The 8,449-nt window shown below is 36.5% G+C and carries 5 protein-coding genes; 2 read left to right on the top strand and 3 right to left on the bottom strand.

The window, feature by feature from the left end:
- The coding region (gene priA, locus IQ247_RS30330) for a replication restart helicase PriA (protein ID WP_193925695.1) at positions 1–1,087 on the top strand (1,087 nt) is incomplete at its 5' end.
- A 319-nt stretch (positions 1,088–1,406) separates the two neighbouring features.
- On the opposite strand, the gene IQ247_RS30325 is transcribed toward priA, so the two are convergent.
- The 3 genes from IQ247_RS30325 to IQ247_RS30315 all read right to left on the bottom strand — a co-directional run bounded on the left by IQ247_RS30325 (position 1,407) and on the right by IQ247_RS30315 (position 5,466).
- On the bottom strand, positions 1,407–3,395 hold the full coding sequence (locus tag IQ247_RS30325) for a response regulator (RefSeq protein WP_193925693.1): 1,989 nt from the start codon (positions 3,393–3,395) through the stop codon (positions 1,407–1,409).
- Positions 3,396–3,553: 158 nt separating this feature from the next.
- A complete protein-coding gene (gene kaiC / locus IQ247_RS30320; RefSeq protein ID WP_193925692.1) occupies positions 3,554–5,068 on the bottom strand; it encodes a circadian clock protein KaiC in 1,515 nt (504 codons plus the stop codon).
- A gap of 83 nt (positions 5,069–5,151) precedes the next feature.
- Positions 5,152–5,466, bottom strand: coding sequence for a circadian clock KaiB family protein (locus tag IQ247_RS30315; protein WP_193925690.1), 315 nt, complete (start codon positions 5,464–5,466; stop codon positions 5,152–5,154).
- Between the two features lie 1,050 nt (positions 5,467–6,516).
- Between IQ247_RS30315 and kdpA the strand changes: the two genes are divergently transcribed.
- Entirely contained in the window at positions 6,517–8,205 is a 1,689-nt protein-coding gene (kdpA, locus tag IQ247_RS30310) for a potassium-transporting ATPase subunit KdpA (RefSeq protein WP_193925688.1), read from the top strand.
- Positions 8,206–8,449 lie beyond the last annotated feature (244 nt).

Genomic DNA, 8,449 nt, shown 5'->3' with positions numbered 1-8,449 from the left:
CTCTTACTACATTTCTTTGCCGGAGCGCGTTAATTCTCGTCCTTTACCTCCTGTAGAAATCGTAGATATGCGCTGCGAATTAAAGCAGGGAAATCGTTCTATATTTAGCAATGCTTTACAACAAGGTTTACAAGAACTGATTGAAACCGGAAGGCAAGGTATATTATTTATTCATCGTCGGGGACACAGTACTTTTGTCTCATGTCGCAGTTGCGGATATGTAATGGAATGTCCCCATTGTGATGTATCGTTATCCTATCACCAACCGGAAGCTGGAGCGCCACAGATTTTACGTTGTCATTACTGCAATTATGCAACTCCCCATCCCAAAAATTGCCCCGAATGTGGTTCCCCATATTTAAAATTCTTTGGTAGCGGTACCCAACGAGTAGCACAAGAGTTAACAAAACAGTTTCCCGAATTGCGTTTTATCCGTTTTGACAGCGACACTACTCGTAACAAAGGAGCGCATCGCACTTTATTAACTAGATTTGCTCAAGGTGAAGCCCATTTATTAATTGGAACCCAAATGCTCACCAAAGGCTTAGACTTACCCCAAGTAACTTTAGTCGGAGTAGTCAGCGCTGATGGATTGCTACATTTATCAGATTACCGTGCCAACGAACGTGCTTTTCAGACTTTAACTCAAGTTGCAGGACGTGCGGGTAGAGGTGAAGACCCCGGAAGAGTAATTATCCAAACTTACACTACAGAACATTCGGTAATTCAAGCCGTACAGCAGCACGATTATCATTCTTTTATCCAAGAAGAATTAGCACAGCGAGAAGCTTTAAATTATCCACCATTAGGTAGATTGATTTTATTACGTTTATCTAGTTTAGATGACCGACAAGTGGAAAATACCGCGACAGAAATCGCTGAAAAACTCCAGAAACAATCGGGAATAGATGTATTAGGACCCGCACCAGCAAGTATACTAAGAGTAGCAAACCGTTATCGCTGGCAAATATTATTAAAATTCGCTCCCCAAGATTTACCGCAATTACCAGACTGGGACGAAATTCGTCAACTATGTCCCAATTCTGTGAGTTTAACAATTGATATCGACCCGTTGAATATTATGTAACAGTTGACAGTTGACAGTTGACAGAGGATGTTTTGAAAGTCTAATTTAATACTTTAGCCGGCGACTATAAGTCGCGGCTACACAAACAAAACCCGCCTGCGCGGGTTTTAAATTGACTAGTCCACGCAGGTGGACTTTGGAAGGTGTAGTCGCGGTTTAAACCGCCGGATACTTTTAAAACATCCTCTAACAACCATCAACCATCAACTGTCAACTGTCAGCTGTCAACCATCAACCATCAACTATCAACTAACAACCATCAACCATCAACTAACAACCATCAATCATCAACTAACAACCATCAACTAACAACCATCAACTAACAACTATCAACTAACTCAGCAACTGTTTGAGCTAACTTATCTGCTTGAATGGGCTTTGCAAGATGCAGGTTAAAACCGGCTTGTAATGATTCTTGTCGATTTGTATCTCCTGCATAAGCAGTTAGGGCAATAGCGGGTATTCTTGCACCTTTTTCAAGGGTTAACGCTCGAATTTGACGCATCAGTGTATGTCCATTTACTTCAGGCATAGCAATATCACTGATAAGTACGTCTGGCTTGTTTTGTAAAAATAATTTAAATGCTTCTGGTGCTGAAGTGGCTGTTTGTACTGATGCTCCGTAGGTTTCCAGGACAAATTTTAAAAATTCTAAATTGTCTGGCTCATCGTCTACTAACAGAATTTTTTTACCATGAAAATTTAATTCTATACTATTGTGATTTTTGTTAGTTTGGGTTTCGATTTCTATGTGAAATGTTAAAGGTATTTCTACAATAAATGTGGTACCTTTACCAATACCCGGACTTTCTACTTGAATTTGACCACCGTGAAGTTCTACTAAATGCCTGACTATGGCTAATCCTAATCCTAATCCTCCAGCATTTCTGGTACTGGAACTGTTTTCTTGACGAAAGTAATCAAATACATAAGGTAAAAAATCGGAACTAATTCCTTTACCTGTATCGCTGACTTGAACTTTTGCTTGTTTGTTATTTTGGGTTAATTCAATGTTTACTGTTCCTCCCGATGGAGTAAATTTCACTGCGTTGGAAAGTAAATTCCAAAATATTTGCTGTAAACGGTTGGGTTCACCTTTAATAAAAGCGGTTTCTGGAACTAAGTTGGTAATTATCTGAATCGATTTTGTCTCAGCAGCTAAACGCACGGTTTGAATAGCGGCATTAATAATATTTACTAAGTCAACGTTAACTGGATTAAGCTGTAATTTACCGCGTAATATCCGCGAAACATCGAGCAAGTCTTTGATCATTTCTGCTTGTAAAGCAGCATTACGTTCGATTGTTTCTAATGCTTGATCAATTCTATCAGGGGGAAGTTTATTAGAGCGTAAAAGTTGAGTCCATCCCAAAATCGGGTTGAGTGGGGTTCGTAATTCGTGGGAAAGTACTGCTAAAAATTCGTCTTTGACTCGGTTTGCTGCTTCGGCTTTTGCGAGTAATTCTGCTCTTTCTAATTCGGCTTGTTTGCGTTGGGTAATATCTCTCAATGTTACTAAATTAGCGGGTTTCTCTAGCCAATCTATTTTAACTACTCGCATTTGTGCGATTAATTGTTTTCCCATTCCGGTAGAAATGTCTACCTCTGTTTTATCTTCACCAACTACGGGAAAACCAAATATTTCTCCTAAAAGTTCTTCCTCTTTACGATTAAATAGTTTTAAAGCCGCAGGATTGATAAATCGGACTATTCCTTTTTCATCTACCACCACCATTCCGTCGGGATTTTTTGCAATTAGCATTTGTAACTGCTTCTGACTTTTTCGGAATGCAGCTTCTATTTCTTCTCTACGAAAACTTTCCAGTTGACTTTGCTTTCGTTGTCGTTTTAATTCTATTGATTGAGAGAATAGCCGTTGCTGTAACTCAGTTGAATAAATATTACATTCTTCCACCTGATCAAACTCAGAATGTGGAAATTGACTTTTCAATGCTTGCTTTACTATTAATGGCAGCCGATGTAATTCATTTTCGCTTAAATAATGATTTGCTCCTGCTTTCATGCAAGCTACTGCATCAGATGCATTATTTTTCCCATTTACAACTATAAATGGTACGTATATTTCTTTTTGCTGGAGAATTTGTTGAGCGATTAATATATTTAAATTTGGGTGCTGATAGTCAGCTAAAATAATTTCTACATCTGAATTTAAATAATTTAGATAATCAGCTTCATTGACTATTTGTCTTGCTATAGGATTAAAATTGCCTTTGCGTAATAAGATTAATATCTGTTCACAAGAACCGGCAGAATCAAATAGCAACAGTATATTTAGTCGAATTGCCATAGGTGCTACCATTAAATTTAAATATATATGTATATTATTGCCAAAAATTTAAACTCACATCATTTAATTTTTTATCACAATATTTATTTGATTGTGTCTACCTAAAGAGCGATTAAATTTGAAAATTATCGAAAATAATATTTATTTTAGTGCGTTTTTTATTCTGCTTCGTCTTGAAATAAATGATTTACTTCATCTTGCTCTACATAAATTGGATTTCCCGATAAAATCCCTGTAAAGTTACGGAAACTTCTACCAATGCGGATTCCTTGATTGTCAATTCTAAATTCACGAATCCGATTGTCGTGGGTTGAACCCCGCATTTTAATTACTGCTAATCCTCTTCTCACTTCGCTGCAAACTTCTACATATCGCAATAAAATTATTGAATCAGTACTTGTAGAAACATAAGATTCTGTAGCTGAAGTACTATTGAATAAAGTCGGAGTTGTCACAGTATAAAGCCCTGTGATTCCTTTTCCTCTAATTGTTGCATTTAAACTAGCAATAAATTCTCGAAACCCGTTGAGGGTGGCAACTTTTTCTAAAGCTGTCAAACTATCAATTACGACTCGCTGTGGTTGAAACTCCTCGATGATTTCTTGAATTTTTATGAGATGATTTTCCAATCGCGTTGATTCGGGATAGCGAAATATAATTTTAAGTTTTTCTTGTTCGTGAGCTTCATCTAAGTTTATCCCCCAACCCAGAGCATTTCTAATCAATTGATGACGATTTTCTTCAAATGAAAAATAAATACTGCGTTCACCATTTTTAATTCCTGCTGCGGTAAAATGTGTTGCAAGCAAAGTTTTACCAGTACCTGTAGCTCCTGATACCAAAATAATCGAATCCCGGTAAAAACCACTACCACACATCTTGTCAAGTTCAGAGTTACCACTAGAAATACGGATAGTAGATGAAACTTTATCCTCTAGATTCATAGGTGCAAGGGGAATAGTCACAAACCCTTTTTCAGGAAGAATTGTAAAGGGAAATTCTCCTTGTTGATGGGAACTACCACGATATTTAAGAATTTCTAAAGTCCGACGACGTTTTTCTTCTACTAATACGTTACGCAAAATAATTACGTTGTCAGCTACATATTCCTCTACTCCATGACTACTGATTTCACCGTATTCTTGATTGCGTTCCGATGTCAAAATCACGGTACTATTAATATCTCTTAATGCTGAAGCTATAATAAATAAGTCATCACGAACTTGAGCTTTATTAGGTAAATAACTGAAAATTGCTCCCAAAGAATCCATGGAAACTCTAGTAGCTTTAATTTTATTAATTGCATATTGAATTCTAGCCAACAACGGACTAAAATCATAATCTCCACTAATATAAGGATTCTTCCCGGCTTCCGCAGAACCATCAACAAAAAGCCATTTACCTTCTTCTTCCCATTTACTAATATCCCAACCAAAACCGCACATATTTTTGCGAATGTTTTTGGGAGATTCTTCAAAAGAAACGAAAACTCCTGTTTCTCCCCGCTTAATTCCTTCTACTAAAAATTGACAGGAAAATATAGTTTTACCGCTACCCGCACTACCAACTACCAATGTGGTACGTCCTACTGGTAATCCACCTTCAGATACTAAATCAAATCCTGGAATTCCTGTTGCTAGTTTCTCGATAGATTCAACATTCTCTTGAGGCATTTTTACATATTTATTAATTATTAATTCTTATTTAAATAATTCTCAAAGAGTTTTTTGATTTTTTTTGATTTTTTTTTTAATCATTACTCGCTAAATATATCATGTTTCTTGCTCCCAATACCCAGACCCATTAAAACTGTTTCTACATCGGATAAATCTCCAATAATTCTCATTTGTGGAAAAGGAGATTCTTTAACTAAAGTTGGTGTAACGATAATTTTTTCTTTTTCAGCGATATCTGGTTGTTTCAATACGTCAACAATAATAATTTTAAATTGATTTGCTAAATTAGCTTGACACAATTCGTTCAAATTAGATATTGCTTTATTCGACCTGGGAGTGTCTCCTGTTACATAGAGTTTCAGTATATATATATTATTTGAATCACATTTACACATTATATAAATTTAAACGTATATTTCACGTTATATATTATTTAATTTGACTAATTTTACTCGAAATTGCTATTGATTTTATCAAACAAAATTAAGTTTATTTAAATTCATGTTTAAATTCATCAAATATTTTCGGTAACAAGTTGTTATATAACCCATTAATTTCTAATATTATTAAATGTTCTTTTATGACATCAACCTGATATTTGTGAGATCGCACCGACTGTTCCCTGAATAAAACTAGTACTCCACCACATTAATTATGCTGGGTAATATATTCGTAAGCTCCCTGGTGGTGACAGACAACTGTTCGCCTAGGTGGTGTGGCAGCGAGTGAACTACTAGAAGTGTACGCGAAGCGCAAATGCTAAATCTAGGTAAATAATTAGGAGCGATCGCGATAAATTTTCTTCCTTATCTTGTATAGTGAGAGTGCGATCGCGCTATACAACCAACTCGAGCAATAGTGCTTTAAGATAGTGCTTTAAGCGTCCATCCTACCTCCATAACCTTCGACAATTCTCTAATAAATCGCTAAAACCTAACCGTTACCTTGATATTTGTTAAAATTGATTGTATGATATTGTGCTATTTAATCTTTACAAAATATTCCAACGAAAAGCCGATAAAATGACTTTCATCTGATTTATTATTCTTTGTCAAAAAATATATTAATGGTCTTTTATTATACATTAGTCTCCGAGAATATCGGTTATATCGGTGTATGTTATTAAAACAAGTATCCATACAAACAGGTACTGAAGGTGAAAAAGGAATAATTTGATGCCAGCAATCGGACAATTAAATTATTGTTAAAAAATAATCTATAAATCGAAACGTAAGTTCATAATGCCAGAAATATGTCAATATTTATTAGCGACAAATAAACAAAGCAATTTGGCTCCCAAAAGATTGCAGAATTAACTAAAATAAGATATTTTCTGGTGAGAGTTGTAATTTATATTACAAGAAACCTAACTTATATTCCTATTAATAGACAAGTTCTTAGTTAAATTTATCAAATTATCAAACTGTAAACGGGCGCTTTTAGACATGGGACAAGGTTTGTTACAGATAGGGTTAACCCTTGCTGTTGCGATAATTATTACGCCAATATTGGGAAAATATATAGCTAGGGTATTCATGGGTGAATCTTCATTGCTTGATCGAGTAATGAACCCATTAGAACAAGTTATTTATAAGCTAGCGGATGTAAATCCTCAAGAAAACATGAGAGGAAGGCAATATGCTTATTCTTTGCTACAAAGCAACTTATTTATGGGAATTTTAGTATATTTACTTCTTAGTTTTCAAAAGAATCTACCTTGGAACCCGAATGATTTTGGTGCGATGAGGTGGGATTTGAGACTGCATACCACAATTTCATTTTTAACTAATACCGGACAGCAGCATTACTTAGGAGAGAAAGCGTTAAGTCATTTTAGCAGCACTGCGGCTTTAAATTTTTTGATGTTCGTCTCAGCAGGGACAGGTTTAGCAGTGGGTATTGCTTTTCTTCGCGGTTTGACGGGTAAACCTTTGGGAAATTATTATGTGGATTTGATTCGGGGAATTACCCGGATATTGCTACCAATTTCCGTTATTGGAGCCATCGTACTATTAGCTCAAGGAGTACCACAAACTCTGTCAGCACCTTTATTAATCGAAACCTTAGAAGGTAGAACTCAATATATTCCCACTGGGCCTGTTGCATCTTTTGAAATTATCAAACTTTTGGGTACCAACGGTGGTGGTTTTTTTGGTGCAAACTCCGCTCATCCCTTTGAAAATCCTAATGGTGCTACCAACTTAATCGAATTAATCGTGATGATGTCCATTCCCACAGCGATGATATTCGTTTACGGTGCTTTTACCAACAATATTAAACAAGCTTGGCGATTGTTTTGGATGGTATTTATAATTTTCCTAGCTTTACTTTGGATTACAGCAAGTGGAGAATTCATCGGTAATCCCCTGGTAAATTCTAACTTGGGACTTGAACAATTACCCAATTTAGAAGGAAAAGAAGTCAGATTTGGTTGGTCACAAACAGCGTTATGGGCAGTTATTGCTACCGCAACCATGAATGGTGCAGTTAACGGAATGCATGATTCCTTAATGCCTGCCGGTGGTTTTTCTACTTTATTAAGTATGTTTCTACACGTAATTTGGGGTGGTATTGGTACGGGAATTGTATATTTACTAATTTATCAATATTTAACTGCGTTTTGGGCAGGATTAATGGTAGGTACTACACCGGAATTTTTCGGACGTAAAATTACCAAACGCTCTATAGTTCTAGCTAGTTTCGTAGTATTAATTCATCCCATAGCAGTACTGATTCCCAGCGCGATCGCCTTAGCTTATCCTGTATCTTTATCAGGAATCAGTAATCCTGGTGCCCACGGAATTTCCCAAGTAGTTTACGAATATATTTCCGCAAGCGCTAATAACGGTTCCGGCTTTGAAGGCTTGATAGATAACACGTTGTGGTGGAACTTAAGTAGTGCAGGGACTATGCTATTAGGACGTTATGTCGCGATATTCGCCGTTTTACTTTTAGCAGACAGTATGGCACGTACAAAACCAGCACCCGCAATTCCCGCGACCTTAAAAACCGATACACTTCTATTTAACGGTTTGACAGTAGCTGTCATTTTCATTTTCAGCTTTCTAATTTTCTTTCCCCTCTTAGTCAACGGTCCAATAGCTGAAGGATTTAGATTAGCCACAGGACAGTGAGGAGTGAGGAGTTAGGAGTTAGGAGTTAGGAGTGAGGAGTGAGAAGTTAGGAGTTAGGAGTTAGGAGTTAGGAGTTAGGAGTTAGGAGTGAGGAGTGAGAAGTTAGGAGTTAGGAGTTAGGAGTTAGGAGTTAGGAGTTTGGAGTTAGGAGTTTGGAGTTTGGAGTGAGAAGTTAGGAGTTAGGAGTTAGGAGTTAGGAGTTAGGAGTTAGGAGTTAGGAGTTAGGAGCTGGCGATTATACACA

The organism is Plectonema cf. radiosum LEGE 06105, assembly GCF_015207665.1.
Classification (GTDB): Bacteria; Cyanobacteriota; Cyanobacteriia; order Cyanobacteriales; family Nostocaceae; genus Rivularia; species Rivularia radiosa_A.
The sequence above is the reverse complement of the archived record's forward strand: the minus strand, read 5'-3'. Positions and strand labels throughout refer to the sequence as shown.